Annotated in this window: 25 protein-coding genes; 10 read left to right on the forward strand and 15 right to left on the reverse strand. The window is 75.2% G+C overall.

The features are described 5' to 3' along the window. The 4 genes from ACZ4MO_RS04145 (at position 1) to ACZ4MO_RS04160 (ending at position 4,895) form a co-directional block, all read left to right on the forward strand. Entirely contained in the window at positions 1–705 is a 705-nt protein-coding gene (locus ACZ4MO_RS04145) for a CoA transferase subunit B (RefSeq protein WP_342779533.1), read from the forward strand. Further along, positions 702–1,853: an alpha/beta fold hydrolase gene (locus ACZ4MO_RS04150; RefSeq protein ID WP_222592347.1), complete on the forward strand. Its 1,152-nt coding sequence runs from the start codon at positions 702–704 to the stop codon at positions 1,851–1,853. The genes ACZ4MO_RS04145 and ACZ4MO_RS04150 overlap by 4 nt, the downstream gene beginning before the upstream one ends. Beyond that, the gene (locus ACZ4MO_RS04155; RefSeq protein ID WP_175007978.1) at positions 1,850–3,055 is read left to right on the forward strand and encodes an acetyl-CoA C-acyltransferase; all 1,206 of its coding nucleotides are present in this window, start codon (positions 1,850–1,852) and stop codon (positions 3,053–3,055) included. The genes ACZ4MO_RS04150 and ACZ4MO_RS04155 overlap by 4 nt, the downstream gene beginning before the upstream one ends. 79 nt (positions 3,056–3,134) lie before the next feature. Then, the gene (locus ACZ4MO_RS04160) at positions 3,135–4,895 is read left to right on the forward strand and encodes an alpha/beta hydrolase (protein WP_222592346.1); all 1,761 of its coding nucleotides are present in this window, start codon (positions 3,135–3,137) and stop codon (positions 4,893–4,895) included. A gap of 86 nt (positions 4,896–4,981) precedes the next feature. Here the strand turns inward: ACZ4MO_RS04160 and ACZ4MO_RS04165 are convergent, their stop codons facing one another. Next, positions 4,982–6,490, reverse strand: a complete 1,509-nt coding sequence (locus ACZ4MO_RS04165) for a helix-turn-helix domain-containing protein (protein WP_499278616.1) — start codon at positions 6,488–6,490, stop codon at positions 4,982–4,984. A 165-nt stretch (positions 6,491–6,655) separates the two neighbouring features. On the opposite strand from ACZ4MO_RS04165, the gene aceA reads away from it, so the two are divergent. The 3 genes from aceA (at position 6,656) to ACZ4MO_RS04180 (ending at position 10,989) form a co-directional block, all read left to right on the forward strand. Then, positions 6,656–8,098 (forward strand): isocitrate lyase, encoded by a 1,443-nt coding sequence (aceA, locus tag ACZ4MO_RS04170; protein ID WP_255437010.1) that lies wholly within the window; start codon positions 6,656–6,658, stop codon positions 8,096–8,098. A 135-nt stretch (positions 8,099–8,233) separates the two neighbouring features. After that, positions 8,234–9,949, forward strand: coding sequence for a malate synthase A (gene aceB / locus ACZ4MO_RS04175; protein ID WP_175007977.1), 1,716 nt, complete (start codon positions 8,234–8,236; stop codon positions 9,947–9,949). Between the two features lie 176 nt (positions 9,950–10,125). Next, on the forward strand, positions 10,126–10,989 hold the full coding sequence (locus tag ACZ4MO_RS04180; RefSeq protein WP_175007976.1) for a hypothetical protein: 864 nt from the start codon (positions 10,126–10,128) through the stop codon (positions 10,987–10,989). 180 nt (positions 10,990–11,169) lie between these two features. On the opposite strand, the gene ACZ4MO_RS04185 is transcribed toward ACZ4MO_RS04180, so the two are convergent. From ACZ4MO_RS04185 to ACZ4MO_RS04215, 7 genes are all read right to left on the reverse strand, one after another. Then, entirely contained in the window at positions 11,170–12,030 is an 861-nt protein-coding gene (locus tag ACZ4MO_RS04185) for a phosphotransferase (RefSeq protein ID WP_175007975.1), read from the reverse strand. A gap of 52 nt (positions 12,031–12,082) precedes the next feature. After that, on the reverse strand, positions 12,083–12,874 hold the full coding sequence (locus ACZ4MO_RS04190; RefSeq protein ID WP_175007974.1) for a membrane protein insertase YidC: 792 nt from the start codon (positions 12,872–12,874) through the stop codon (positions 12,083–12,085). 126 nt (positions 12,875–13,000) lie between these two features. Then, positions 13,001–13,285, reverse strand: a complete 285-nt coding sequence (locus ACZ4MO_RS04195; RefSeq protein ID WP_175007973.1) for a DUF6412 domain-containing protein — start codon at positions 13,283–13,285, stop codon at positions 13,001–13,003. 77 nt (positions 13,286–13,362) lie between these two features. Then, positions 13,363–13,854, reverse strand: coding sequence for a DUF779 domain-containing protein (locus tag ACZ4MO_RS04200; RefSeq protein ID WP_175007972.1), 492 nt, complete (start codon positions 13,852–13,854; stop codon positions 13,363–13,365). Positions 13,855–13,970: 116 nt separating this feature from the next. Beyond that, complete coding sequence (gene adh / locus ACZ4MO_RS04205) at positions 13,971–15,494, reverse strand: aldehyde dehydrogenase (protein WP_175007971.1); 1,524 nt, start codon at positions 15,492–15,494, stop codon at positions 13,971–13,973. A gap of 180 nt (positions 15,495–15,674) precedes the next feature. Beyond that, positions 15,675–16,988 (reverse strand): GAF domain-containing protein, encoded by a 1,314-nt coding sequence (locus ACZ4MO_RS04210; protein WP_175007970.1) that lies wholly within the window; start codon positions 16,986–16,988, stop codon positions 15,675–15,677. Positions 16,989–17,056: 68 nt separating this feature from the next. After that, on the reverse strand, positions 17,057–17,977 hold the full coding sequence (locus tag ACZ4MO_RS04215; protein ID WP_175007969.1) for a LysR substrate-binding domain-containing protein: 921 nt from the start codon (positions 17,975–17,977) through the stop codon (positions 17,057–17,059). A gap of 92 nt (positions 17,978–18,069) precedes the next feature. On the opposite strand from ACZ4MO_RS04215, the gene ACZ4MO_RS04220 reads away from it, so the two are divergent. Continuing rightward, the gene (locus ACZ4MO_RS04220) at positions 18,070–19,464 is read left to right on the forward strand and encodes an aminotransferase class III-fold pyridoxal phosphate-dependent enzyme (protein WP_175007968.1); all 1,395 of its coding nucleotides are present in this window, start codon (positions 18,070–18,072) and stop codon (positions 19,462–19,464) included. Between the two features lie 7 nt (positions 19,465–19,471). On the opposite strand, the gene ACZ4MO_RS04225 is transcribed toward ACZ4MO_RS04220, so the two are convergent. After that, positions 19,472–20,002 carry a methyltransferase gene (locus ACZ4MO_RS04225; protein ID WP_175007967.1) on the reverse strand — a complete coding sequence of 177 codons (531 nt, stop codon included), beginning with the start codon at positions 20,000–20,002 and terminating at the stop codon, positions 19,472–19,474. Positions 20,003–20,138: 136 nt separating this feature from the next. Between ACZ4MO_RS04225 and ACZ4MO_RS04230 the strand changes: the two genes are divergently transcribed. Both ACZ4MO_RS04230 and ACZ4MO_RS04235 read left to right on the forward strand, forming a co-directional pair. Continuing rightward, the gene (locus tag ACZ4MO_RS04230; protein ID WP_175007966.1) at positions 20,139–21,050 is read left to right on the forward strand and encodes a rhodanese-like domain-containing protein; all 912 of its coding nucleotides are present in this window, start codon (positions 20,139–20,141) and stop codon (positions 21,048–21,050) included. A 158-nt stretch (positions 21,051–21,208) separates the two neighbouring features. Further along, positions 21,209–21,670, forward strand: a complete 462-nt coding sequence (locus tag ACZ4MO_RS04235; RefSeq protein WP_175007965.1) for a SufE family protein — start codon at positions 21,209–21,211, stop codon at positions 21,668–21,670. Between the two features lie 108 nt (positions 21,671–21,778). Here ACZ4MO_RS04235 and ACZ4MO_RS04240 read toward each other — a convergent pair whose 3' ends face one another. From ACZ4MO_RS04240 to eda, 6 genes are all read right to left on the reverse strand, one after another. Then, entirely contained in the window at positions 21,779–22,756 is a 978-nt protein-coding gene (locus tag ACZ4MO_RS04240; protein WP_175007964.1) for a bile acid:sodium symporter, read from the reverse strand. A 100-nt stretch (positions 22,757–22,856) separates the two neighbouring features. Beyond that, positions 22,857–23,627, reverse strand: a complete 771-nt coding sequence (locus ACZ4MO_RS04245; RefSeq protein WP_175007963.1) for an SDR family oxidoreductase — start codon at positions 23,625–23,627, stop codon at positions 22,857–22,859. A gap of 25 nt (positions 23,628–23,652) precedes the next feature. Beyond that, positions 23,653–24,132 (reverse strand): zf-TFIIB domain-containing protein, encoded by a 480-nt coding sequence (locus ACZ4MO_RS04250; RefSeq protein WP_175007962.1) that lies wholly within the window; start codon positions 24,130–24,132, stop codon positions 23,653–23,655. A gap of 112 nt (positions 24,133–24,244) precedes the next feature. Further along, positions 24,245–24,640 (reverse strand): DUF8817 family protein, encoded by a 396-nt coding sequence (locus ACZ4MO_RS04255; RefSeq protein WP_175007961.1) that lies wholly within the window; start codon positions 24,638–24,640, stop codon positions 24,245–24,247. An 87-nt stretch (positions 24,641–24,727) separates the two neighbouring features. Further along, the gene (locus tag ACZ4MO_RS04260; protein WP_175007960.1) at positions 24,728–25,849 is read right to left on the reverse strand and encodes a PfkB family carbohydrate kinase; all 1,122 of its coding nucleotides are present in this window, start codon (positions 25,847–25,849) and stop codon (positions 24,728–24,730) included. Between the two features lie 2 nt (positions 25,850–25,851). After that, a complete protein-coding gene (gene eda / locus ACZ4MO_RS04265) occupies positions 25,852–26,511 on the reverse strand; it encodes a bifunctional 4-hydroxy-2-oxoglutarate aldolase/2-dehydro-3-deoxy-phosphogluconate aldolase (RefSeq protein ID WP_175007959.1) in 660 nt (219 codons plus the stop codon). Positions 26,512–26,545: the final 34 nt, after the last annotated feature.

A 26,545-nucleotide genomic window follows, 5' to 3' on the forward strand; every position in this document is an offset into this window, starting at 1 on the left:
GTGCCGCTCACCCGTGACGAGATGGCCGCGCGCGCCGCGCGCGAGCTCCACGACGGCTGGTACGTCAACCTCGGCATCGGCCTGCCGACGCTCGTGCCGAACTACGTGCCGGAGGACAAGCACCTCGTGCTGCAGTCGGAGAACGGGATCCTCGGCGTCGGGCCGTACCCGACCGAGGACGCCGTCGACCCCGACCTCATCAACGCCGGCAAGGAGACCGTCACCGTCCTGCCGGGCGCCGCGTTCTTCGACTCGGCGCTGAGCTTCGGCATGATCCGCGGCGGCAAGATCGACGCCGCGATCCTCGGCGGCATGCAGGTCTCCGAGACGGGCGACCTCGCCAACTGGATGATCCCCGGCAAGATGGTCAAGGGTCCCGGCGGCGCGATGGACCTCGTGCACGGGGCCGCGCGCGTGATCGTGCTCATGGAGCACGTGGCGCGCGACGGGTCGCCCAAGATCCTGCGCTCGTGCTCGCTCCCCCTCACCGGGCGCGGGGTCGTGCACCGCGTCATCACCGACCTCGCCGTCATCGACGTGACGCCCGACGGGCTCGTGCTGCGCGAGACCGCGCCCGGCGTGAGCGTCGACGACGTGCGCGCCGCGACCGAGCCCGACCTCGCCGTCGCGCTCGACGACGCCCCGCTCGACGTCACCGACGCCGGCCCGGGACCGTCCACGCAGGCCGCCGGGACGCCGTCGTGACGCGCGAGGTGCTGCGCCGCGAGGTGCTGCGCCGCGACGTCCCGACCCCGCGCGGGCGCGAGCACGTGCGCGAGGTCGCCGCCGACGGCGCGGCGCGCGCGACGGTCCTGCTCGTGCACGGCAACTGCTCGTCGTCGGCGTTCTTCGACCCGCTGCTGCGCACGCTGCCGAGCGACGTGCGCGGCGTCGCCGTCGACCTCCGGGGGTACGGCGACGCCGAGGTCCGCCCCGTCGACGCGACGCGCGGCGTGCGGGACTTCGCCGACGACGTCGCGGCCGTCCTCGACGCGCTCGACCTCGCGCGCCCGCTCGTCGCCGTCGCGCACTCCGCGGGCGCGGGCGTCGTGCTGCAGCTCGCGACCGACCGGCCCGACCTGTTCGACGCGATCCTGCTCGAGGCGCCCATGTCGCCGTACGGGTTCGGCGGCACGCGCGACGTCGACGGAGCGCCGCTCTCCCCGGACTTCGCGGGCTCGGGCGGCGGGACGGCGAACCCGGCGTTCGTCGCGGCGCTCGCCGCCGGCGACCGCAGCGAGGACGCCGGGTCGCCCCGCGACGTGCTGCGCCGGTTCTACGTCGCCGACCCGGCGTCGCTCGGCGAGCCGCTCGGCGCCCTGGAGGAGCTCCTGCTCGACTCCGTGCTCTCCACGCGCACGGGCGACGACAACTACCCGGGCGACCGGACGGCGTCGGGCACGTGGCCCGGCGTGGCGCCCGGGACGCGCGGGATGAACAACGCGATCAGCGCGCGGTACTGCGACCTGTCCGGCTTCGCGACGTCCGGCGCGACGGCAACCGTGCTGTGGGTGCGCGGCGACGCCGACGCGATCGTCTCGGACACGTCGCTGTTCGACCTCGCGCACCTCGGCGCGCTCGGCGCGGTGCCCGGGTGGCCGGGCGCCGGCACGCACCCGCCCCAGCCGATGGTCGCCCAGACCCGCGCCGTCCTCGACGCCTACGCGGCCGCGGGCGGGCGGTACCGTGAGGAGGTGCGGCCCGGCGTCGGGCACAGCCCCCACCTCGAGGAGCCGGACGTGTTCCTCGGGCTCCTGCTCGGGCTGGTCGACGAGGCCGCCGCACGAGCGGACGCCACACCCCCGGCGTCCGCGCTGACGACGCCGTCCGCACCCCTGGAGGTCCAGCCGTGAGCACCACCACTCCCCACTCCCCTGACGACGTCGTGGTCGTCGCCGCAGCCCGCACGCCCCAGGGGCGGCTCAAGGGCTCGCTCGCCGCGCTCACCGCGGTCGAGCTCGGCGCCGTCGCCGCGCGCGCCGCCATCGAGCGCTCGGGCCTCGGCGCCGACGCCGTCGACGCCGTCGTGCTCGGCCAGGTGCTCCAGGCCGGGGCGGGCCAGAACCCCGCGCGCCAGACGGCCGCCGCCGCGGGCGTGGGCTGGGACGTGCCCGCCGCGACCGTGAACAAGGTGTGCCTCTCGGGGCTCACCGCCGTCATCGACGGGGCCCGGATGATCCGCTCCGGCGAGGCGGAGGTCGTGCTCGTCGGCGGCCAGGAGTCCATGACCAACGCGCCGCACCTGCTCCCCGGGTCGCGCGCCGGGTTCGCGTTCGGGGACGCGACGCTCGTCGACGCCGTCGCGCGGGACGGGCTCACCGACGCGTTCGACCACACCTCCATGGGCGTCTCGACCGAGCGCACCAACGTGGGCGACGTGTTCGTCTCGCGCGCGGAGCAGGACGCCGTCGCGGCGGCCTCGCACCAGCGCGCCGCCGCCGCGGCGAAGGACGGCCTGTTCGACGCCGAGCTCGCCCCCGTGAGCGTCCCCCAGCGCCGGGGCGAGCCGGTCGAGGTGCGCGACGACGAGGGCGTGCGCCCCGACACGACCGTCGAGGGCCTCGCGCGCCTGCGACCCGCGTTCGACCCCGAGGGCACCATCACCGCGGGCAACGCGTCGCAGATCTCCGACGGCGCGGCCGCGCTCGTCCTCACGACCCGCGCCCGGGCCGAGTTCGCGGGCGCGCCGGTGCTCGCGACCGTGCGGACCTGGGGCCAGGTCGCCGGCCCGGACACGTCCCTGCACTCCCAGCCCGCCCGTGCGATCCAGCAGGCCCTCGACCGGGCCGGGTGGACGGTCGACGACCTCGACCTCGTCGAGATCAACGAGGCCTTCGCGACCGTCGTCGCGGTCTCCACGCGCGTGCTCGGCGTCTCGCCCGACCTCGTCAACGTGCACGGCGGCGGCATCTCGCTCGGCCACCCCATCGGTGCGTCCGGCGCCCGCCTCGCCGTCCACGCGGCGCACGAGCTCGCGCGCCGCGGGGGCGGGCGCGTCGCCGTCGGGCTGTGCGGCGGCGGGGGCCAGGGCGAGGCGCTGCTCCTCGAGGCGTAGGGCTCGCCCTGTCCGGTGGGCCGACGGCGCCCCGACCGTTCGAGGGGACGGTTCGGGGCGCCGCGCCTACGATCGCGACGTGCAGCCCACCACGACGGAGACCCGCGCCCCCGAGCCCGTCGACGAGAAGCGCCCCCGGCACGGCGTGTGGGGGCGGTGGCTCCGGCGGTTCTCCGCGACCGGGCTCGTGGTCGCGCTCGCCTGGTTCTGCCTGTCGTTCACGCCGTCGCTCATCCCGCGCGCCTGGTACTACCAGGCCGTGATCTCCGGCGTGAGCGCCGTCGGCGGGTACGCGGTCGGCGCCTTCGTCGAGTGGTTCGCCGTGAAGGTCGGGCTGCGGATCCGGTGGACCGCGCGCGCGAGCCGGATCGCGTGGTGGGTGCTCGCCGGGGCGACCGTCGTGCTCGTGCCGCTGTCGTTGATCCTCGGGGCGCGACGCCAGATCGAGCTGCGGCACCTGTTCGGCATGTCGGAGGACGTCCCCGGGCGCGAGATCGTCACGCTGCTCGCGGCGCTCGCCGTCGCGCTGCTCGTGCTGCAGGCGGGCCGGGGTCTGCGCCGCGTCGCCCGGTGGCTGAGCGTCCTCGTCGGCAAGGTCGTGCCCGCCCCCGTGGCGCGGTTCGTCAGCGGCGTCGCCGTCGCCGTCGTCGTGGTGCTCCTGTTCAACGGCGTCATCTGGTCCGGCACCCTGAGCGCGCTGAACTCGGTCTACGCGGCGGCGAACGCCGAGATCAGCCCCCGGCTCACGCCCCCGACGCTCCCCGAGCGGTCCGGCTCGCCCGAGTCCCTCGAGTCCTGGGAGTCGCTCGGCGCGGAGGGGCGCAAGTTCGTCGTCTCCGGCCCGACCCTCGACGAGCTGCGCGCGTTCGCGGCGGCGGGCGACGTCGTCGACCCCGCGGCCGTGCGCGAGCCGATCCACGCGTACGCGGGTCTCGACCCCGAGGGCGACCTCGACGCGACCGCGGCCCGCGTCGTCGACGAGCTCGACCGGACGGACGCGTGGGGCCGGTCCGTCCTCGTCGTCGCCACGACGACCGGGACCGGCTGGGTGGACCCCGGGATGATCGAGGCGCTCGAGCTCATGCACGGCGGCGACACCGCGATCGCGAGCATGCAGTACTCGTACCTGCCGAGCTGGATCAGCTTCGTCGGCGATCGCTCGACCCCGCCCGCCGCGGGCAAGGCGCTGTTCGAGGCCGTGTACGCGCGCTGGTCCGACCTGCCCACGGACGACCGCCCGCGCCTGCTCGCGTTCGGCATCTCGCTCGGGTCGTTCGGCATGCAGGGCGCGTTCAGCGGCGTGCAGGACGTCGAGGCGCGGTCCGACGGCGCGATGTTCACCGGGACGCCGGGCTTCACGCCGATGTGGCGCGAGCTCACCGACGCGCGTGACCCCGGTTCGCTCGAGTACGCCCCCGTGGTGGACGACGGCCGCCAGGTCCGCTGGGGCGACCCGGTCGCGACCGGCGTCGCGGACCTCTGGGGCCCCGGCCCGCGCTGGGACGAGCCCCGCGTCGTGTACCTCCAGCACGCGTCCGACGGCGTGACCTGGTGGGGTCCCGAGACGCTGTGGTCCGAGCCCGACTGGCTCCGCGAGCCGCGCGGGCCCGACGTGCTCGGCGACGTGCGCTGGTACCCGTTCGTCACGTTCTGGCAGCTCACGGGCGACCTGTTCGTCGCGGCGGCGTCCGACATCCCGCCGGGCCACGGGCACGTCTACCAGCTCGAGTACGCCGACGGCTTCGCCGCGCTGCACGCGCCCGACGGCTGGACCGACGCCGACACCGCGCGCCTCAAGGACGCGATGGTCGCGCCCGTCGAGGGCGGCTCGATCGGCTGACCGGCGTCCGGCGTCCGCCGTCATGGCGCACGCGGCTCGCGCGGACCGCGCGGGCGGTGGGGACCGCGGGGGCAGGCACGGGCCGGCTAACCCGGCGCGTGGGCCTCGAGGAACGAGAAGACCTCGGTCTGGTCGACGCCAGGGAACGCGCCGGTCGGCATCGCGGCGAGCATCGACGCGTGCGGACGGGCGCTCGGCCACGCGTGGCCGGCCCAGCGGTCGGCGAGGGCGTCCGGCGGGCGGCGGCAGCACGCGCCGTCGGGGCAGCGGGACACGAGCCGCTCGGTCGTGTCGCGCCCGAGGAACCACTTGACGTGCGCGAACGGGACGCCGACGCTCACGGAGAACTCGCCGTCGGCCGACGCCTGCACGCGCGACGTGCACCAGTAGGTGCCGCTCGGGGTGTCCGTGTACTGGCTGAACGGGCTGAGCCGGTCCTCGACGGCGAACACCGTGCGCGCGGTCCAGCTCCGGCACACGTACTGCCCCTCCACCGCGCCGAGCGGGTCGGCGGGGAAGCGCACGCCGTCGTTCTCGTACGCCTTGTGGATCACCCCGGACTCGTGCACCTTCATGAAGTGCACCGGGATCCCGAGGTGCTTGGTCGCGAGGTTGGTGAACCGGTGCGCGGCGGTCTCGTACGAGACCGCGAACGCGTCGCGGAGGTCCTCGATCGAGATCTCGCGCGCGTCCTTCGCGGCGCGCAGGGCCTTGACCGCGTGCCGCTCCGGCAGCAGGAGCGCCGCGGCGAGGTAGTTCGCCTCGACGCGCTGGCGGAGGAACTCGCGGTAGTCGCGCGGCTCCGCGTGCCCGAGCACGTGCGGCGCGAGCGCCTGGAGCAGCGCCGACGTCGCGTTGGACCGCCCGCGCATCCCGTTGCTCGGCAGGTACACACGGCGGTGGCGCAGGTCGAGCACGGACCGGGTGGAGTGCGGCAGGTCGCCGACGTAGTGCAGCGTGAAGCCGAGGTGGGCGGCGAGGTCGGCCGCGACGCGCTGGGGCATCGGCCCGCCCGCGTGCCCGACGCCGTCGAGCAGCCCGGCCGCCGCGTCCTCGAGCTCCGGGAAGTAGTTGTCCTGCGCGCGCATGGTCGCGCGCAGCTCGGCGTTCGCGCGGCGCGCCTCCTCGGGCGTCGCGGCACGCTCGGTGTGCAGGCGCTGGAGCTCGCGCTCGAGCGCGACGATGGTCTCGAGCGCGTCGGTGGGCAGCGACTTCCCCACCCGCACGGGACGCAGCCCGAGCGCGTCGAAGAGCGGGCCGCGCTGCGCGCGCTCCAGCTCGATCTCGAGCGCGTCCCGGCGGGACGGCGCCTCCGGCGAGAGCAGGTCGTCGAGGCTCGCGCCGAGCGCGCGCGCCACGGCCTGGAGCTGGCCGAACTTCGGCTCCCGCTTGCCGTTCTCGAGGAGGGACACCTGCGACGGCGCACGGCCGATCGCGGCGCCGAGCTCGTCGAGCGTCATGCCGCGCGCGGTGCGCAGGTGCCGGATCCTGCGGCCGATCGTCAGCGCGTCGGGCTCGCTCTCGAGCGGGATCTCCGCATGTTCCGCGATTCCGGCCGGTCGCGTCGTCGGGATAGCCATGACTGAGAGTGACACGCGCCACTCCTTGCGCACAAGAGAAGAACCGCGATTCTTTCGCGTGATCAGGCTTGAGAAGGGCTTGTCGGCGGGAGGAAGGTCGAAGCACGGACCTCGCCGAGGTCCACCGACCGGCCCGGCCGGCCCGCGCCACGCGGGCTGGCGCACCACCAGGAGGCACCCGTGAACAGGCCCACCATCGTCAGCCGCCGCTCCCCGTCCGAGTACGCGGGCGGCGCCCGCCCGCTCGGCGCCGTCGCGACGACGGCGACGGTCACCGGCCCCGGCACCGCCCCGACCCCCGGCGGCACCGCGCGCCCGTCCGCCCGTCCGGGCGACCAGACGCAGAGCGCCGCCGACCTCGCCGAGCAGTGGGCGACCGACCCGCGCTGGGCCGGCCTCCAGCGCGACTACACCGCCGAGGACGTGGTCGCGCTGCGCGGCTCCGTGCGCGAGGAGCACACGCTCGCCCGCCGCGGCGCCGAGACGCTGTGGGGCCTCCTCCACACCGAGGAGTGGGTCGCCGCGCTCGGCGCGTTCACCGGCAACCAGGCCGTGCAGCAGGTCCGCGCGGGCCTCAAGGCGATCTACCTGTCCGGGTGGCAGGTCGCGGCCGACGCCAACCTGTCCGGCCAGACCTACCCCGACCAGTCGCTCTACCCCGCCAACTCCGTGCCCGCCGTCGTGCGTCGCATCAACAACGCGCTCCTGCGCGCGGACCAGATCGAGGCGGCCGAGCGCGCGGGGTCGGACGGGCAGGGGCCCGACCGCGACTGGCTCGCGCCGATCGTCGCCGACGCCGAGGCCGGCTTCGGCGGTCCGCTCAACGCCTACGAGCTCATGCACTCGATGATCGCCGCCGGTGCGGCGGGCGTGCACTGGGAGGACCAGCTCGCGTCCGAGAAGAAGTGCGGCCACCTCGGCGGCAAGGTGCTCGTGCCGACGAGCCAGCACATCCGCACGCTCAACGCCGCGCGTCTCGCGGCCGACGTCGCGGGCGTGCCGTCGATCGTCATCGCCCGCACGGACGCGCTCGCCGCGGACCTCCTCACGTCCGACGTCGACGAACGCGACCAGCCGTTCCTCACCGGCGAGCGCACGTCCGAGGGCTTCTACCGGGTGCGCCCCGGCTTCGACGCGGTCGTCGCGCGCGGCCTCGCGTACGCGCCGTACTCCGACCTCATCTGGGTCGAGACGGGCGAGCCCGACCTCGAGCTCGCGCGGACGTTCGCCGAGGCGATCCACGCGCAGCACCCGGGCAAGAAGCTCGCCTACAACTGCTCGCCGTCGTTCAACTGGAAGAAGCACCTCGACGACGCCCAGATCGCGAGCTTCCAGAAGGAGCTCGCCGCGATGGGCTACGCGTTCCAGTTCATCACGCTGGCCGGCTTCCACGCCGTCTCGCACTCCATGTTCGAGCTCGCGCGCGGGTACAACGAGCGCGCGATGTCCGCCTACGTCGAGCTGCAGGAGGCCGAGTTCGCCTCCGAGGCCGACGGCTACACCGCCACCCGCCACCAGCGGGAGGTCGGCACCGGCTACTTCGACCGGGTCGCCACGGCTCTCAACCCCGACGCCGCCACCCTCGCGCTCGCCGGGTCCACCGAGACCGCCCAGTTCCACTAAGCCCTCCTCGCGAGGTAGAGGAGCGGTCCCGCGAGGTAGAGGCCTGGTCATGACCACGCCTCTACCTCGCGGGACCCAGGCCCTACCTCGGCCTGCCAGAGCTCTACCTCGCGACATCGACCTTCGGAGCACGCCATGACCACGCTGACCACGACCACCTCTCCCCCGTCGTCCCCTGCCCCCGCGAGCAGCCCGCGGGTCACCGGGACCCTGCGCGTCACCGGCACGCTGGGCGAGCGCTACCGCGAGATCCTCACGCCCGAGGCGCTCGACTTCCTCACGCTGCTGCACGACCGGTTCGTGGCGCGCCGCCACGAGCTGCTCATGGACCGCCAGCAGCGCCGCCAGGACGTCGCGGACGGCATCGACCCCGACTTCCGCGCCTCGACGCGGCCCGTGCGCGACGACCCGTCGTGGCGCGTGGCGGGCTCGGCCGGCGCGCCGGGACTCGAGGACCGCCGCGTCGAGATCACCGGCCCGACCGACCCCAAGATGACGATCAACGCCCTCAACTCCGGCGCCAAGGTCTGGCTCGCGGACGCCGAGGACGCGTCGAGCCCCACGTGGCGCAACGTGATCGAGGGCCAGCTCGCGCTGCACGACGCGATCCGCGGGACGCTGACGCACACGACCGGCTCGGGCGAGCACCGCAAGGAGTACCGCCTGCGCTCGACGACGCTCACCGACCTCCCGACGATCGTGTTCCGCCCGCGCGGGTGGCACCTCATCGAGAAGCACATGCGGTACGTCGACCGGGCGGGCGTGAGCGTGTCGGCGTCGGCGTCGCTCGTCGACTTCGGGCTCTACCTGTTCCACAACGCGCACGAGCTCGTGGCGCGCGGTCGGGGACCGTACTTCTACCTGCCCAAGCTCGAGGGCCACCGCGAGGCGCGCCTGTGGAACGACGTGTTCGTGCTCGCCCAGGAGCACCTCGGCCTGCCGCAGGGCACCATCCGCGCCACGGTGCTCATCGAGACGCTGCCCGCGGCGTTCGAGATGGACGAGATCCTCCACGAGCTGCGCGACCACTGCGCCGGGCTGAACGCCGGGCGCTGGGACTACCTGTTCTCCGTCATCAAGGCCTTCCGCACCCGCGGCGACTCGTACGTGCTGCCCGACCGCGCGCAGGTCACCATGACCGCGCCGTTCATGCGCGCGTACACGGAGCTGCTCGTGCAGACGTGCCACCGGCGCGGCGCGCACGCGATCGGCGGCATGAGCGCGTTCATCCCGGACCGCCGCCGGCCGGACGTCACCGAGCGCGCGTTCGAGCAGGTGCGCGCCGACAAGCGCCGGGAGGCGACGGACGGGTTCGACGGCACGTGGGTCGCGCACCCCGACCTCATCGAGGTCGCACGCACCGAGTTCGACGCGGTGCTGGGGGACGCGCCGAACCAGGTCGCCCGGCAGCGCGACGACGTCCGCGTGGGCCAGCACGAGCTGCTCGACATCGGCTCGGCCCGCCGGGCCGGGGCGACCGTCACCGCGGCGGGGCTGCGCTCGAACGTCTCCGTCGGGGTGCGGTACCTCGAGTCGTGGCTGCGCGGTGTCGGGGCGGCCGCGATCGACCACCTCATGGAGGACGCCGCGACCGCCGAGATCTCGCGGTCGCAGGTGTGGCAGTGGATCGCGTCCGGCACGCGCACCGAGAACGGCGTGCCGATCACGCGCGAGCGCGTCGAGGCGCTGCTCGCGGAGATCGTCGACGACCTGCCGCGCACCCCGGGGAACCGGATCGACGACGCGGCGCACGTGTTCCGCGCCGTCGCGCTCGCCGAGGACTTCCCGACGTTCCTCACCATCGGGGCGTACTCGCAGTTCCTCGTGGGCTCCGAGGTGGACCAGCCGTAGTGCGGTCTCCCGCCCTCCATGGCCTCGGTGCCGTCGCCCACCCGGCGGCGGCACCGAGGTCGTGCGCGCGGGCGCGTGCCATCGCCCTCGACGGCGGGGACCGCGGTGTGGGAACATCCGGCCACGCGCGGTGGCACCTGTCGTCCGGGCGCCCGCCCGCACGACACCGGAGCACCATGAGCACCCCTGTGACGCCGCCGTCCTCGTCGACGACTCCTCCCGGCCCGCCGCCCTCCTTCCCCGGCCCGGCCGCGCGCCCGAACCCGTACGCGGCGCCGCCGCTCGCGGCGCACCCCGGCCCGCCGCACCCCGGCGCCCCGCAGCCCGCCGCGCCGCACCCGGGACCGTCGCACCCCCAGGCCCCGGGGCCCGTTCCGACGCCCCCGGCGCAGGGGCGCGCCGGCCTCTCCCGGACGGCCGTCGGGCTGCTCGTCGGCGTCGTGTGCCTCGTGGTCGGGGGCGGGACGGGGTACGCCGCGGGCGTCGCGACCGACGCCGGTGCCCGGATCGCCGCGTGGGTCACGGCCCCGACCGACGACGCGTACGGCGACGAGTGGCCGGGCGACGGCTGGTCCGACGAGGACTGGTCCGAGGGCGACTGGGAGGGGACGGGCACGCGTGACGACCCGTGGCTCTTCGACGGGTACACGATCGGTGGCGTGGAGTGGGAGGTCCTCCTCGAGGAGCCCTACGAGGCGACCGCGGAGGTGCTCGCGCACGACGACGTCAACACCCCGCCGCCCGACGGCACCGAGTACTGGATCGTGCCCGTGACCGCCACGTACACCGGGTCCAGCTCGGAGGTGACCGCGTGGGGCGCCGTCGACATCGGGTTCGTCGGGGACGACGGCGTCCCCGCCGACGGCGGGTGCGGCGCCGTGCCGCAGGCGCTCGTGGGCACGGGGCTGATCGGCGCGGGCGACACCGTGACCGGCAACGTGTGCCTCGCGGTGCCCGCGGGCGCCCCCGGCCTCTGGACGATGTCGCTGGAGCGGGAGGAGCCCTGGTACCTGCGCGCGGCCGACCCGCTCGCGGGCTGACTGCCCTGCTCCCGACGAGCGCCGCCTTGCGGGCCGGACCGTCCGGTCAGCCCGCGGGGCGGGCGTGCGCGCCGTCGGGGTGGCTCGAGGTGGCCGGCGCGGTCGCGGCGATCCCGCCCTGGGCGCTCGACGACGCGCTGGCACGAGGGGGGTCGTGACCGCCCGCCCGCCACGCCGCCGTCAGCCCAGCGCGCGCACGAAATCCCCGCGCTGCGCGGCGAACCACGCCTCGTTGTCGCGGATGCGGTCCCCCACGCCGTCGTCCCACATGCGCTGCCAGCCCCCGCCGCGCACCTGCGCGGCGTGCCGCATCGCGTACCAGCTCCGCGCGAACCGCTGCGCGAGCACGTCGAGCAGCGCGAGGCGCTCGGACCGGTCGAACCCGTACGCCTCGGTGAGGACGCGTGCCCGCCGCGGTGCATCGAGGTCGCGCAGGATCGTCGGTCGCGCCTCGGGCGGCGCGACCGGCGCCCAGTAGAGCAGGGTCGTCGCGACGTCGAGCAGCCGCGTCGTCGGCGCCGCGAGGTCGAAGTCGATCACCCCGACGAGCCGGTGCGGGCCCTGCGGGTGGTCGCCGGCCGGGACGAACAGCGCGTTCTCGACCGTGAGGTCGTTGTGCCCGACGACGTCCGGCGCGTCGAACACGTCCGGCACCTCCCGGAACTGCACGCGCTCGGGCCACGCGACGCCGTCGGGCAGCACGACGTCGCGCGAGACGTCGTGCAGCGCACGCTGCCACCCGCCGAGCTGGACGAGCACGTCCTCCGCGGTCGCCCACGCGTGCGGCGGGCGCCCGCCCATCTCCCCGGGCAGGAACGACACGACCTCGCGGCCGTCGTCGTCGATCCCGAGGAAGCGCGGCGCGCGCTCGAAGCCAGCCCGCTCGAGGTGGAGGAGGTAGGCCTCGACCGCCGGGCTGTGCGGACCGCGCGGACGACGGACGGTGTCGCCGCGCCGGACGATCCCGTCGGACACGTCGCCGCCGAGCAGCGGGACCTCGACGGCGTCCGCGGCGTCGCGGTACGCGGGCAGATCGGTCATACGCGACACCCTCGCACGCGCGACGGCCGCTGAACAGCCCCGCGGGCCCGCACTACGCCGTCGCGGCCAGCGGGTACCGGCGGCGCAGGACGAGGCGCTGCCCGAGCGTCCACGTCACCGTCACGAGCAGGTACAGGGCAGCGGCGAGCGGCACGAAGCAGGCGATCACGGCGGTGACGAACTGCAGGGCACCGAGCGCGTTCTGCAGGCCGGGGCCGGAGAGCACCGCCGCACCGGGCACGCTCGGCCCGGTGTCGGCGACGGGCGCCGTGCGGGGCAGCGCGAGCCGTCCGCCCGGCCGGGAGGCGCGACGCGTGAGCTCGCCGACGAGGGCGATCGCGAGCACGACCACCCCGGCCACGACCGCGGTCGGCACGCCGCCCGCCCCGAGCGCGCCGACGAGGCTCGAGCCCAGGGGCGCGCCGAGCAGGGTGTGGCCGAGCAGCGCGTTGCCGTGGCCGGCGATCTCCGCGTGGAGGAACAGCGCGTAGACCACCCCGACCACGGGCGCCTGGGCCAGCATCGGGAGGCACCCGGCGAGCGGCGTCGTGCCCTCCTGGGTGTAGAGCTCCACGGTCGCGCGACGCAGCCGCTCGGGGTCGTCCCGGTGCCGACGCTGGAGCTCGGCGAGCCGCGGTGCGAGACGCGCGCGGTCGCGCTCCGCCTTCGCCTGGGACACGCCGACGGGGACGAGCAGGGCCCGCACCGCGAGCGTCAGCAGGACGACGGCCGCCGCGGCCGCCGCGCCGCCGAAGAGGGGGTCGAGCAGGTCGGAGACGCCCATCAGCGCGCGGTACGCGGCGTCGAGCACGGTGGAGACGAGCGGGAGGTCGAGCAGGTTCATGGTGGAGTCCTCGGTCGAACGTGCGGGGTACGCGTTCGCCGATCACCCTGCGGTGGGCAGGCAGCAGCACTCGCGCCGCTGCGCGGGTGCGGGTGCGGGTGCGGGTGGGGTCCCTCGGCCGGGTGATCAGCCGAGGGGTCGGCCGGGAGCCCGGGGCCGGGCACGACCCGGTGCGTCCGGGTCGCTCTGCGTCACGGCGGGCCCGACGTCGACCGTGTCGCGCAGGCGGCCCGCGGGGCGAGCCGCCACACCGAGCGCGCGGGGCGCGCCCCAGCGCGCGGCCACGGCGACCACGGCCGCGACGAGGGCGGTGGCGCCGAGGAGGAAGAGCGTGGCCGTGAGGGTCGACGTGCCGAGCAGGAGCGTGAGCGCGGAGGCGAGGTCGCGCGCCACGACGAGCAGGTCGTTCATCGCACCGCCTCCTCTCCGGTCCCGGGCCGTCGGGGCCCCGCGGTGGGCCCGCCGTGGGGCCCGTCGGTGAGGTCAGCCTAGGCCACGTCGAGCGCCGCCCACTCGTCGTCGGTGAGCAGGCGCGACCGGATGATGAAGCGCACGCCCTCGGGCGCCTCGACGCTGAACCCCGCGCCCCGGCCGGGCACGACGTCGATCGTCAGGTGGGTGTGCTTCCAGTACTCGAACTGCGCGCGGCTCATCCACACGGGCACGACGAACCGGCCCACCGCGCCGTCGGCCCCGGCGGGGTCGTCCGCAGCGGGGTCGTCCGCAGCGGGGCCGTCCGCGCCAGGACCGGGCGCGTCGACGACGAGGTCGCCGAGGTGCACGTCGGCGTCGCCGAGCAGGAAGTCGCCCTGCGGGTAGCACATGGGCGACGACCCGTCGCAGCACCCGCCGGACTGGTGGAACATGAGCTCGCCGTGGACCGCGCGCAGCCGCGCGAGCAGCGCGGCGGCGGAACCGGAGAGGGCGACCCGCCCGGGGCGGGTGCCGCCCGTACGGCCCGAGGGAACGTCGTCGACCACGAGAACCTCCTGCGACAGAGACGAGAACGAGGTTGCTCACCGTCGAGCACGGGGTTGCTGTCGTTCTGAAGGCGAGAACGACAACAACCCCGTGTTCGGCGGACACGGGCCCGGCTCTAGAAGAAGCCGAGCCTCTGGGCCGAGTAGGAGACGAGGAGGTTCTTCGTCTGCTGGTAGTGGTCGAGCATCATCTTGTGGTTCTCACGCCCGACGCCGGAGCCCTTGTACCCGCCGAACGCGGCGGCGGCGGGGTACGCGTGGTAGCAGTTCGTCCACACGCGCCCGGCCTCGATGGTGCGGCCCGCGCGGTAGGCGGTGTTCCCCGACCGCGACCAGACGCCGGCGCCGAGCCCGTAAAGGGTGTCGTTGGCGATGGTCATGGCGTCGTCGAAGTCGGAGAAGTCGGTGACCGCGACGACGGGCCCGAAGATCTCCTCCTGGAAGATCCGCATCGAGTTCTTGCCCTCGAAGATCGTGGGCGTCACGTAGTACCCGCCCGCGAGGTCGCCGCCGAGCTCGGCGCGCGACCCGCCGGTGAGGACCTTCGCGCCCTCGGCCTTGCCGATCTCGATGTACGACAGGATCTTCTCGAGCTGGTCGTTCGACGCCTGCGCGCCGATCATCGTCTCGGTGTCGAGCGGGTTGCCCTGCTTGACGGCCTGGGTCCGGGCGACCGCGTCGCCGAGGAACGTGTCGTAGATCGACGACTGGATGAGGGCGCGCGACGGGCACGTGCACACCTCGCCCTGGTTGAGGGCGAACATCGTGAACCCCTCGAGGGCCTTGTCGTAGAAGTCGTCGCGAGCGTCCGCGACGTCGGAGAAGAAGATGTTCGGCGACTTGCCGCCGAGCTCGAGCGTGACCGGGATGATGTTCTGGCTCGCGTACTGCATGATCAGGCGGCCGGTCGTCGTCTCGCCCGTGAACGCGATCTTGCGGATGCGCGGGCTGGACGCGAGCGGCTTGCCCGCCTCGACGCCGAACCCGTTGACGACGTTCACCACCCCGGGCGGCAGCAGGTCCCCGACGATGTCCATCAGGAAGAGGATCGACGCGGGGGTCTGCTCGGCCGGCTTGAGCACGACGCAGTTGCCCGCCGCGAGCGCCGGGGCGAGCTTCCACACGGCCATGAGGATCGGGAAGTTCCACGGGATGATCTGGCCGACGACGCCGAGCGGCTCGTGGAAGTGGTACGCGATGGTGTCCTCGTCGATCTCCGAGATCGACCCCTCCTGCGCGCGGATCGCGCCCGCGAAGTAGCGGAAGTGGTCGATCGCGAGCGGGATGTCGGCGGCGAGCGTCTCGCGGACGGGCTTGCCGTTCTCCCACGACTCGGCGACGGCGATCCGCTCGAGGTTCTCCTCCATGCGGTCGGCGATCTTGTTGAGGATGTTGGCGCGCTCGGTCGCGCTCGTGCGGCCCCACGACCGGGCGGCGCCGTGCGCGGCGTCGAGCGCGCGCTCGATGTCGTCGGCGGTGCCGCGCGCGACCTCGGTGAACGTCCGGCCCGTCACCGGGCTGGGGTTCTCGAAGTACTGCCCTCCGGCCGGCGCGACGTACTCGCCGCCGATCCAGTGGTCGTACCGGGCCTTGTACTCGGCGATCGCCCCGTCCGTGCCGGGGGCTGCGTAGACCGTCATCGTCTGCCTCCTCGCAGTGCTGACTCGCAGTGCTGGTCCTCGCCGCGCTCCTGGGGAGGTCGCCGTCGGGCGGGGAGCGTCCGACGGCGGTGCGCGGCCCGGCGCCTCGTCGCGCCGTGCGGCCGACGGTAGGCGCCGCAGGGTTGCAGGACCGTTGCAGCGGGCGGCTCCTGCCGGACCTCAGGCGAGCTCGTCGTCGAGCAGGTCGAGGTGGGCGCGGGCGCGCAGCCACAGCGGGCTGCCGTGGTCCGCGACGCGCTGCAGCCGCGTCCACGCGGCGTGGTCCTCGGCACCGTCGTCGGTGCGCGTCCACGCGTCGAGCACGTCGGCGCCGCCCGCGGCCACGACGGCGGTGCGCAGCTCGGCCGCGAGCTCGGCCCGCAGGTGCTCGACGGCGGGCGCGCCCGAGCGCGGCAGGAGCGGCGCGCGGTAGGCGGCGACGGCGCCGCGGACGTCGCCCACCGCGAGGTGGTCCCGCACGACGTCGGCGTCGGTCCGCAGGGGTCGTGCGAGCCGGTACGGGCGCGACCCCGCGAGGAGCGCGCCCGCGACGCGCCGCAGTCGCGATACCTCCGCGCGGACGGTCACGTCGGAGAGCTCGCCCGGGTGCAGCAGGACGGCGAGCTCGTCGGCGGACAGCCCGCGGGGGTGCGTCGCGAGGAGCACGAGGATCTCGGCGTGGCGCAGCGACAGGCGGTGGTCGAGGCCGTCGGGCGACCGCAGCACGGGCGCCGTCCCGAGCACGAGCAGCTCGGGCGCGCCGTCGCGGGGCGGCCCTGGGACCCGGCCGGGTCCGTCGTCGGGTCCCGTCGTCGCGGCGCGCTGGGCGAGCTCGCGCTCGAGGCTCAGCACGGTCGCGCGCACGAGCGAGAGCACGACGCCCGACGCGGCGGACTGGCGCCCGGTGACGTCGAGGACCCCGAGGACGCGCCCGGTCGCGGGGTCGTGGACGGGCACGGCCGTGCAGCTGAACGCCTGCACGGGCCGGGAGAAGTGCTCGGCGCCGAGCACCTGGACGGGGCTGCGCGTCGCGAGCGCCGTCCCGGGCGCGTTCGTGCCGACGCGTTCCTCGCGCCACACCGACCCCTCGACGAACCCGACGCGGTCGACGGCGTCGCGCAGCGCCCGGTCGCCCTCGACCCACAGGAGGCGGCCGGCGTCGTCGGACACCGCGACGACGAGGCCGTCGTCGGCGGCGGCGTCGACGACGAGCTCGCGCACGACGGGCATGACGCCGGCGAGCGGGTGCGCCTCGCGGTACGCGACGAGGTCGTCGTGGGCGAGGCCCGAGTCGGTGCGGGGCGCCTCCGGGTCGACGCCGCTGTGCACGGACCGGCGCCACGAGTCGGCGACCAGCGGGTGGACGCCGCGCGGGAGGACGCCGTGGTCGAGGAACGAGCGGTAGGCGGCGCGGACGGAGCGCGGGTCGCGGCGCGCGTCGGGGCGGCGCGGGTGCTCCTCGGAGCGGGGCGGCGGTGCGGGAGTGCGCGGCACGGGACCTCCACGTCGTCGTGCGGTGCTGGGGCCAGTGTAGGTCGCACGGGGGGCCGCGCGAGCGGGCGTCAGCCGGTCCCGGGCGGCGTGTGACCGGCGACCTCGCGCGCGACGCGGCGCAGCGCGCCGAGGACGGCGGTGGTCGCGGCGGTGGGCGCCGCCCCGCGCCGCACGGCCGCGTACACCGGGCGCGTGCGGGGCACGCGGAGCGGGCGGGCGTCGACGGCGTACCGCGGGTCGACGGCGAGGCCCGGCAGCAGCGCGACGGACAGCCCGGCCTCGACGTGCGCGAGCAGCAGCTCGTAGCTGGGCAGCCGGGCGACGACGCGCGGCTCGAAGCCGGCCTCGCGGCACGCGCTCTCGACGAGCGTGGACAGGTAGCGCCCAGGGAGGTCGGCTGCCCACGGCGCGTCGGCGAGGCGCGCGAGGTCGCCCGGTTCACCGGGGGCCTGGTCGCCGCGCGCCGTGACGAGCACGACCGGGTCCTCGAGCAGCGGGACGGTCGCGACGTCGGGCCCGGCGAGCAGCGCGCCGTCGAGCAGGTCGGCGGTCACCGCGACGTCGACGTCCGCGCGCCGCAGCGCGGGCCCGCTCTCGCGCGGGTCGAGCTCGTCGACCTCCACCTCGACGCGCGGGTGCTCGACGGCGAGCCGCGCCGCGAGCGGGATGACGAGCGCGCGCACCGCGCTCGAGAACGCGGCGACGCGCACGACGCCGGCCGGCTCGCCGTCGGGGTGGGCGAGCTCGGCCTCGGCGAGCGCCATCTGGTCGAGGATGACGCGCGCGTGCCGGGCGAGCGTGCGGCCCGCGGGCGTGAGGCGGACGCGTCGGCCCGTGCGCTCCAGGAGGCGTGCGCCGGTCTCGGCCTCGAGCGCGGCGAGCTGCGCGGAGACGGCGGACGGGCTCAGGTGGAGCGAGGCCCCGACGGCACGCACGGTCCCCAGGCTCTCGAGCCGGGCGAGGATCTGCAGCCGGGCGGCGTTGAGCACGCACGCGCCTCCCTCCCTGTGCTGGTTCTCCGCACAGACTGTACGCAGACTCGTGCTGTACGCGCACAAGGATGCGTCCCTACGCTCCGAGGATGACTCTCTCGCCCTCCCCCGCGCCCGCCCGCCCGTCCGCCCCCGGCGCGGGCCCGGCTGCGGCCGCCGCGGACGACGCCGCGCGCTTCTGGGCCGACGCCGACCGCCACCTCGTGCGGTACGGCGGCCCGTTCACACCGGAGATCGTCGAGAGCGCGTCGGGCAGCTTCGTCACGACGGCGGACGGGCGCCGGGTCCTCGACTTCACGTCCGGGCAGATGAGCGCGATCCTCGGGCACAGCCACCCCGCGATCGTCGAGACGGTGCGCCGCCAGGTCGGGACGCTCGACCACCTCTTCTCCGGGATGCTGTCGCGCCCGGTCGTCGACCTCGCGCGCCGGCTCGCGGGGACGCTGCCCGACCCGCTCGAGAAGGTGCTCCTGCTGACGACCGGCGCCGAGTCGAACGAGGCCGCGATCCGGATGGCGAAGCTCGTCACGGGACGGCACGAGGTCGTCTCGCTCGCCGGGTCGTGGCACGGCATGACGCACGCCGCGGCCGCCGCGACGTACAGCGCGGGCCGCCGCGGCTACGGCCCGACGGCGCCCGGCAACCTCGTCGTCCCGGTGCCCAACGCGTACCGGCCCGACCACGTCGCGCCCGACGGCACGCACGACTGGCGCCGTCAGCTCGACCTCGCGTTCGACCTCGTCGACGTGCAGTCGACGGGCAGCCTCGCGGCGTGCCTCGTCGAGCCGATCCTCAGCTCGGGCGGGATCGTCGAGCTCCCGCCCGGCTACCTCGCCGCGCTGCGCGACAAGTGCCACGAGCGGGGGATGCTCCTGATCCTCGACGAGGCGCAGACGGCGCTGTGCCGCACCGGCTCCTGGTACGCGTTCGAGGGGCGCGACGGCGAGGAGCCCGTGGTCCCCGACATCCTCACCCTCTCCAAGACCCTCGGCGCCGGGCTCCCGCTCGCCGCGGTCGTCACGAGCGCCGAGATCGAGGCGCGCGCGCACGAGCGCGGCTTCCTCTTCTTCACGACGCACGTCTCGGACCCGCTCGTCGCGGCGGTCGGCTCCACGGTGCTCGACGTCCTGGAGGAAGGGCGGATGGACGCCCGCGCGCGTGTGCTCGGCGACCGCCTGCGCACCGGGCTGCTCGACCTCCAGGACCGCCACGCGACGATCGGCGACGTGCGCGGTCGCGGACTGCTCCAGGGCATCGAGCTCGTGCTGGACCGCGAGACGAAGGAGGGCGCCGACGCCCTCGGTGCCCTCGTGACCCGGCGGGCGCTCGAGCTCGGGCTCCACATGAACGTCGTGCAGCTCCGCGGCATGGGCGGCGTGTTCCGCATCGCCCCGCCGCTCACCGTGAGCGAGGAGGAGCTCGACCTCGGCCTCGGGCTGCTCGACCAGGCGCTCGGCGACGCGACGCGCGAGCTCCTGGGCTGACGGCCCGTCACCCGGGCGGGTCGGCCACCCGTCGCGCGCCGACGGCGAGCACCCCGTCGCGCACGACCGTCACCGGGCCCAGCGCGGGGACGTCGAGCGACGCGCGGACGCCGTCGAGGACGCGGCCGTCGGCGCCGTCGGGCGTCTGATGGACGAGCCAGAGCGCTCCGCCCGGGGCGAGCAGCGCGGCGAGGGCGCTCGCCTCGGCGTGGGCCACGCGCGTCCAGAAGACGTTGACGTCCACCGCGAACGCGACGTCGAACGGGCCGCCGGGGACGTCCGGACCGCCGGTCGCCGCGAGCTCCCCGCGCCGCACGACGAGGCGGCCGTCGTCGACAGCGACCCGGTTGCGCGCGGTCGTGCGGGCGACCGCCGTGGCGGACCGGTCGAGCGCGACGTACCGCACGCCGGGGTGGGTGGCGAGCACGAGCTCGGCGGCCGCCCCGGGGCCGGGTCCGATCTCGAGCACGGCCTCGTCGCCGCGGAGGTCGAGCAGCGCCACGGCCCGCCGCACGCGCTCCGGGACGGTGGCGGTCACACGTCCAGTGTGGCCACCCGAGCGAGCGTCCGCAGCGTGCGTTTACACCGTCTCAGCATGCGTCGCGAGCCTTCCGTGATGCGGACGGCAGACCTAGCCTGACGAGCGAACGCCCACCACGCGCCCGGAGGACACGATGCCCGCACCGCTCGACACCAGCGAGAAGATCACGCAGTACGCCCACCCCGACCGCCTCGTGAGCACCGACTGGCTCGCCGAGCACCTGGGCGAGCCGGGCGTCGTCGTCGTCGAGTCCGACGAGGACGTGCTGCTCTACGAGACCGGGCACATCCCCGGCGCGGTGAAGATCGACTGGCACACCGACCTCAACGACCCCGACACGCGTGACTACATCGACGGCAAGGGCTTCGCCCAGCTCCTCGGCGGCAAGGGCATCGCGCGCGACACGACGATCGTCGTCTACGGCGACAAGAACAACTGGTGGGCGGCCTACGCGGCGTGGGTCTTCACGCTGTTCGGCCACGAGGACGTCCGCCTGCTCGACGGCGGCCGCGGCAAGTGGATCGCCGAGGGCCGCGAGGTCACGACGGACGTCCCCGAGCCGGTCGCGGTCGAGTACCCGGTCGTCGAGCGCGACGACGTGACGATCCGCGCGTTCAAGGAGGACGTCCTCGCGCACATCGGCAACGGGCCGCTCGTCGACATCCGCTCTCCGCAGGAGTACACCGGCGAGCGCCTCCACATCCCCGACTACCCGGAGGAGGGCGTGCTGCGCGGCGGGCACATCCCGACGGCGCGCAACGTCCCGTGGGCGACGGCGGTCGCCGAGGACGGCACCTACAAGTCGCGCGAGCAGCTCGAGGCGATCTACCAGGAGGGCGGCCTCGGCCTCGCGACGGACGACGAGGTCGTCACCTACTGCCGCATCGGCGAGCGGTCGAGCCACACGTGGTTCGCGCTCACGTACCTGCTCGGCTTCGACAAGGTCCGCAACTACGACGGCTCGTGGACCGAGTGGGGCAACGCGGTGCGCGTGCCGATCGTCAAGGGCGAGGAGCCCGGCGAGGCCCCGGCGTCGCTCAGCTGACCCGCGCCCCGCGCGAGCGTGCCCGACGGCGCGCGGCCCGTCCCCCGGGACGGACCGCGCGCCGTCGGCGTGCCGCGGGCATACGTCACGTCCGCGGAGCGTTCCGCACGGTGGGACTGCCGTCCCGCCGCCCCGGCCCCGATGCGAGGATCGCCACCATGAGCTCCCCCTCCGATGCTTCGCCCGACCTGCCCGCGACGCTCGCGGAGATCCGCGAGGACTTCCTCGCGATGCCGGAGCGCGAGCGCCTCCAGCTGCTGCTCGAGTTCGCGAACGAGCTGCCCGACCTCCCCGAGCGCTACGCGAGCGCGCCCGGTCTGCTGGAGCGGATCGAGGAGTGCCAGTCTCCGGTGCGGGCCTTCGCGGAGGTCGACGACGCGGGCGTCGTGCACTTCTACGCGACCGCACCCGCCGAGGCCCCGACGACGCGCGGCTTCGCGTCGATCCTCGCCCAGGGCCTCTCGGGCCTGACGGTGCAGGAGGTGCTCGACGTGCCCGACGACTTCCCGATGTCGATCGGCCTGACGCGCGCGGTGAGCCCGCTGCGCATCGGCGGCATGAACGGCATGCTCACGCGCGCCAAGCGCCAGGTCCGCGAGCAGGTAGCGGCCCGCTCCTGACGGGAGGTCCCGCACGGATCGCCGAGCATGCGGTTGCCGCCCGCCCGGCCGCCACGACGGGACGTATCCGCATGGTCGGCCTCAGTCGCTCCGGTGACGTCAGGCGCGTCAGTCTCGGAGGGCCAGGCGTCTCGCCAGGACGGCGCAGACGACGAGCTGGAGCTGGTGGAAGACGATCACCGGAACCGCCACGACGCCGGCGACCGCGACGGGGAACAGCACGCTCGCCATGGGCAGGCCCGTCGCGAGCGACTTCTTCGACCCGCACATGAGGAGCGCGACCCGGTCCTCGGTCGAGAGCCCCAGCGCCGCGCCGCCCCACCACGTGGCCGCGAGCATGACGGCGAGGACGAGCGCGCTGACGACGAGCAGCGCGACGATCGACCACCCGGACACGCTCGACCACACGCCCGCCGACGACGCCGCCGCGACCGCCCCGAACACCACGACGAGGATCGTGCCGCGGTCGACGCCGAGCGTGAGCCAGCGCCGCGCGCGGACCCCGTCCCCCGCCCACGGCTGGAGGAGCTGCCCGACGACGAACGGCAGCAGCAGCTGGAGCAGCACGGTGCGCAGGCCACCGAGCCCGCCCGTGGGGCCGTCGGCTCCCCCGCCGGTCCCCGTCATGAGCCACAGCACGAGCAGCGGGGTGATCACCATGCCCGCGACGTTCGACACCGTCGCGCCGCAGATCGCCCCGGCGACGTTGCCGCGGGCGACCGACGTGAACGCCACGGACGACTGCACGGTCGACGGCAGCAGCGACAGGTAGAGCATGCCGGCCGCGAGCGGCGCCCCGACGAGCGGCTCGATCGCCCACGCGGTGACGAGCCCGAGCACCGGGAAGACGACGTACGTCGCGGCGAGGATCCCGCCCTGCAGGCGCCAGTTGCGCAGCCCGGCCCAGACCTCCCGCGTGGACAGGCGCATGCCGTAGACGAGGAAGAGGACGGTGACCGCGACGTCCGCGGCGGCGTCGACCACGCGCTGCGCGCCCGGCCCCACGGGCACGACGAGCCCGAGCACGAGCACCACGAGCAGCGTCACGACGAAGGGGTCGACCCACCTGCTCAGGACTACGCGCACGGGGACCGAGCCTAGCCCGGGCGCGCGGCCCCGACGGCACCCGCCCGGCGGGCGCCCTCGACCCCGGCCCGGAGCGCCGACCCGAGGCCGCGCCGACCGGTCAGAACAGCGTGTAGCCGCCGTCGACCGTGACGACCGCACCGGTCATGAAGCTCGACGCCGCGCTCGCGAGGAACACGACGGGCGGCCCGATCTCCTCCGGCTCCGCCCAGCGCTGCATCGCGGCGGGCGCGACGCAGTCGTCGTGGTACTCCGGCCGGTCCACGGGCGACGCCTCGGTGCGCACGTACCCGGGCGCCACCGCGTTCACGCGGATGCCGTGCGGCGCCCACTCGGCGGCGAGGCCCTTGGTGAGCTGGTGCACCGCCGCCTTGGACGCGAGGTACGCGGGCTGCCAGCGGGGCCGGTTGACGATCGACGCGGACATCGAGCCGACGTTGACGATCGTCCCCGGCCGGCCCTGCGCGACGAGCTCCCGGGCGACGGCGCGCGAGCAGTACCAGACGCCGTCGAGGTTGGTCGCGAGCGTGCGGTGCCAGACGTCGTCACCGATCTCGAGGGCCGCGCCGCCGATCGACACGCCCGCGTTGTTGACGAGCAGGTCGACCGTGCCGAGGTCGACGGCGGCGCGCGCGACGACGTCGTCCACCTGCTCGCGGTCGGTGACGTCGAGCACGTAGCCGCGGGCGTCGGTCCCCGCGTCCCGGAGAGCGGCGGCAGCCTCGTCGGCCGCCGCCGCGGTCGTCGCCGTGACCGCGACGCGGGCCCCCGCCTCGCCGAGCGCGCGGGCGACGGCGCGCCCGATGCCGCGGCTGCCGCCGGTGAGCAGGGCCGTGCGGCCGACGAGCGAGAACGAGTCGAGGACGGTCACGCGGGACAGTCGACCACGGGGCGCGTCAGAAGTCGAAGAGGTCCTCGAGCCACGACTCCTTCTTCTTGCGCTTGCGGTAGCGGGGGTCGTAGCGGTCGCGGCCGTCGTACCGGCGGTCCCGGTCGTCGCGGTACCGGTCGTCGCGGGGACGCTCGTCATAGCGGTCGTCGCGGTAGCGGTCGTCGCGGTAGCGGTCGTCGCGGTAGCGGTCACGGTCGTCGTCGCGGCGGTCGCCGTACCGCTCCCCGGAGCGCGGGGCGGGGCTGCCGTAGTCCGCGGCCGCGGCCGGCGGGTACGACGTCGGGGCCGGTGCGGCGGGTGCGGGCGGCACGGCGGCGGCCGGGCCCGCGGCCTCGGCGGCGATCTCGCCCTCCACCGAGCGGTCGATGATCTTGTCCAGCTCGCCGCGGTCGAGCCACACGCCGCGGCACGTGGGGCAGTAGTCGATCTCCACGCCCTTGCGCTCGGTCATGACGAGCACGGTCTGGTCGGTGGGGCACAGCATGTCTGCCTCCTCGCGAGATGGGCCGGGCGCGGTCGGCGCCCGCACCGGTACTGCGCAGTCCAACGCGGCTCCCGGGCGGGCGGTTCCCGGCGCGGCAGGTCGGGCCGGCGGGTCAGCCCGTACGACGCTCGCTCGCGAGGCGGTCGCGCAGCTCGTCGGCGAGGTGCACCTCGTCGTCGAGGGCGGCGAGCGCGTCGGCCACGCGCGGGAGGAAGTCGGCCCCGGCGCGGAACCACTCCACGCCCTCGAGGAAGCGCGCGGCGGCCGCGTCGTCGTGCAGGGCGAGCGCGAGGTCGGCACGCAGCACCAGGGCGCGGAACCGGACGCGCTCGGCGACGGTGCGGGTCCGCACCCCCTCGGCCGCAAAGGCCCGGTCCAGGACCTGGGCGGCACCGGCCGGGTCGCCCGCCGCGCGGAGGATGCGCGCGTGCTCCAGGGCTCGGCCGAGGTCGGGCGGTTCCTGAGCGCCGCGGCGGGGCAGCCCGGGCACGAAGGCCCCACCAGCCACGCCGCACCTCCCGCCTCCCGCCGACAGCCCGCCCACACTAACCCTGGACGTGCGGCCCGGCACGGCGGGAGACGGGTGGCGGAGAGGTCAGCGCTGCACGCGCGCGCTGCCGCCCGACGCGAGCTTGCGGACCTCGGCGAGCGACGCCGTCGACGTGTCGCCGGGGGTCGTCATCGCGAGCGCCCCGTGCGCCGCGCCGTACTCGACGGCCTCCTGGATCGAGCCGAGCTCCATGAGCCCGTACGCGAGGCCCGACGCGAACGAGTCGCCGCCGCCCACGCGGTCGAGGATCTCCAGGCCGGGGCGGTGCGTCGCCTCCGCGAAGCCCTGCACGCGCGACCACGCGATCGCGCCCCAGTCGTTGACCGTCGCGGTCCGCACGCCGCGCAGCGTCGTCGCGACGACCTGGAAGTTCGGGTACTCCTCGGCCGCGCGCGTGATCATCGCTCGGAACGCGGACGTGTCGAGGTCGGTGAGGTTCTCGTCGACGCCCTCGACCGCGAACCCGAGCGACGCGGTGAAGTCCTCCTCGTTGCCGATCATCACGTCGACGTACCGCGCGAGGCGGCGGTTCACCTCCTGCGCGCGCTCGACGCCGCCGATGCCCTTCCAGAGCGAGGGGCGGTAGTTGAGGTCGTAGGAGACGACCGTGCCGTGGCGGCGGGCGGCGGCCATGGCCGCCTCGGCGACGTCCGCGGAGGACTCCGACAGCGCGGCGAAGATGCCGCCGGTGTGGAACCACCGCACGCCGCGGCCGAACACGTCGTCCCAGTCGACGTCGTCGGGCCGGAGCTGGGCGATCGCGGTGTTGCCGCGGTCGGAGACGCCGACCGCGCCGCGCACCCCGAACCCGCGCTCGGTGAAGTTGAGCCCGTTGCGCACCGTGCGGCCGATGCCGTCGTCCTCGCGCCACCGGACCCAGCGCGTGTCGAGCCCACCCGTGAGCATGAGGTCCTCGACGAGGCGCCCGACCTCGTTGTCCGCGAGCGCGGTGACGATCGCGCCGCGCAGGCCGAACGCCCGGCGCAGGCCACGCGCGACGTTGTACTCGCCGCCGCCCTCCCACACGTCGAAGCTGCGGGCCGTCTTGATGCGGCGCTCCCCCGGGTCGAGGCGCAGCATGACCTCGCCGAGCGCGACGACGTCGTAGGCGCAGTCGGCCGCGGGGCGGACGGCGAGCGGGGCCCGGGCGGTGAGGGTGTCGGTCATGGTCAGGCTCCTTCGGCGGGGTGGGGGGCGGACGCGGCGAGCGCGACGGCCTCGCGCGTGCGGCGCGTGATCTCGGCGGTGTCGCCCGCGCGCACGAGCGCGGCGTCGACCATCCAGGAGCCGCCGGCGGCGAGCACGGCGGGCAGGGCGAGGTAGTCGAGCAGGTTGGCGGCGCTCACGCCGCCCGTCGGCACGAACCGCAGGCCGGGGAACGGCGCGGAGAACGCCGTGACGGCGGCGGGCCCGCCGACGACGTTCGCGGGGAACAGCTTGACGACGTCGAGGCCGAGGTCGAGCGCGGCGATGACGTCCGACGGCGTCGCGACACCCGGGACGACGGGCACGCCGAGCTCCTGCGCGCGGCGCACGACGCCGGCGGAGAGCCCGGGCGAGACGAGGAACCGCGCGCCGGCGTCGACCGCCTCGTCGACCTGCGCGGCCGTGACGACGGTGCCGGCGCCGACCAGCACGTCGGGCACGTCGCGCGCGATCGCCTCGATCGCCGCGCGCGCCCCGGCGGTGCGGAACGTGACCTCGGCGACGGGCAGGCCGCCGTCGCGCAGCGCACTCGCGACGAGGACGCCCTGCACCGCGTCGTCGACGACGACGACCGGCACGACGCGGGCACGCGCGATCCCCTCCAGGGGTCCCAGGGGTGACATCCAGGCTCCGTTTCGCTATGGTGAACACCTGTTG

The sequence above is a fragment of the Sphaerisporangium cinnabarinum genome (assembly GCF_055567015.1).

Excerpts from the sequence above, each read along its gene's own strand:
- aceB (WP_175007977.1), top strand. The coding sequence starts at position 8,234 with ATGACCACGCTGACCACGACCACCTCTCCCCCGTCGTCCCCTGCCCCC.
- adh (WP_175007971.1), bottom strand. The coding sequence starts at position 15,494 with ATGACGGTCTACGCAGCCCCCGGCACGGACGGGGCGATCGCCGAGTAC.
- eda (WP_175007959.1), bottom strand. The coding sequence starts at position 26,511 with ATGTCACCCCTGGGACCCCTGGAGGGGATCGCGCGTGCCCGCGTCGTG.
- ACZ4MO_RS04235 (WP_175007965.1), top strand. The coding sequence starts at position 21,209 with ATGAGCTCCCCCTCCGATGCTTCGCCCGACCTGCCCGCGACGCTCGCG.
- ACZ4MO_RS04250 (WP_175007962.1), bottom strand. The coding sequence starts at position 24,132 with ATGCTGTGCCCCACCGACCAGACCGTGCTCGTCATGACCGAGCGCAAG.
- ACZ4MO_RS04190 (WP_175007974.1), bottom strand. The coding sequence starts at position 12,874 with ATGAACCTGCTCGACCTCCCGCTCGTCTCCACCGTGCTCGACGCCGCG.
- ACZ4MO_RS04220 (WP_175007968.1), top strand. The coding sequence starts at position 18,070 with ATGACTCTCTCGCCCTCCCCCGCGCCCGCCCGCCCGTCCGCCCCCGGC.
- ACZ4MO_RS04260 (WP_175007960.1), bottom strand. The coding sequence starts at position 25,849 with ATGACCGACACCCTCACCGCCCGGGCCCCGCTCGCCGTCCGCCCCGCG.
- ACZ4MO_RS04180 (WP_175007976.1), top strand. The coding sequence starts at position 10,126 with ATGAGCACCCCTGTGACGCCGCCGTCCTCGTCGACGACTCCTCCCGGC.
- ACZ4MO_RS04195 (WP_175007973.1), bottom strand. The coding sequence starts at position 13,285 with ATGAACGACCTGCTCGTCGTGGCGCGCGACCTCGCCTCCGCGCTCACG.
- ACZ4MO_RS04230 (WP_175007966.1), top strand. The coding sequence starts at position 20,139 with ATGCCCGCACCGCTCGACACCAGCGAGAAGATCACGCAGTACGCCCAC.
- ACZ4MO_RS04185 (WP_175007975.1), bottom strand. The coding sequence starts at position 12,030 with ATGACCGATCTGCCCGCGTACCGCGACGCCGCGGACGCCGTCGAGGTC.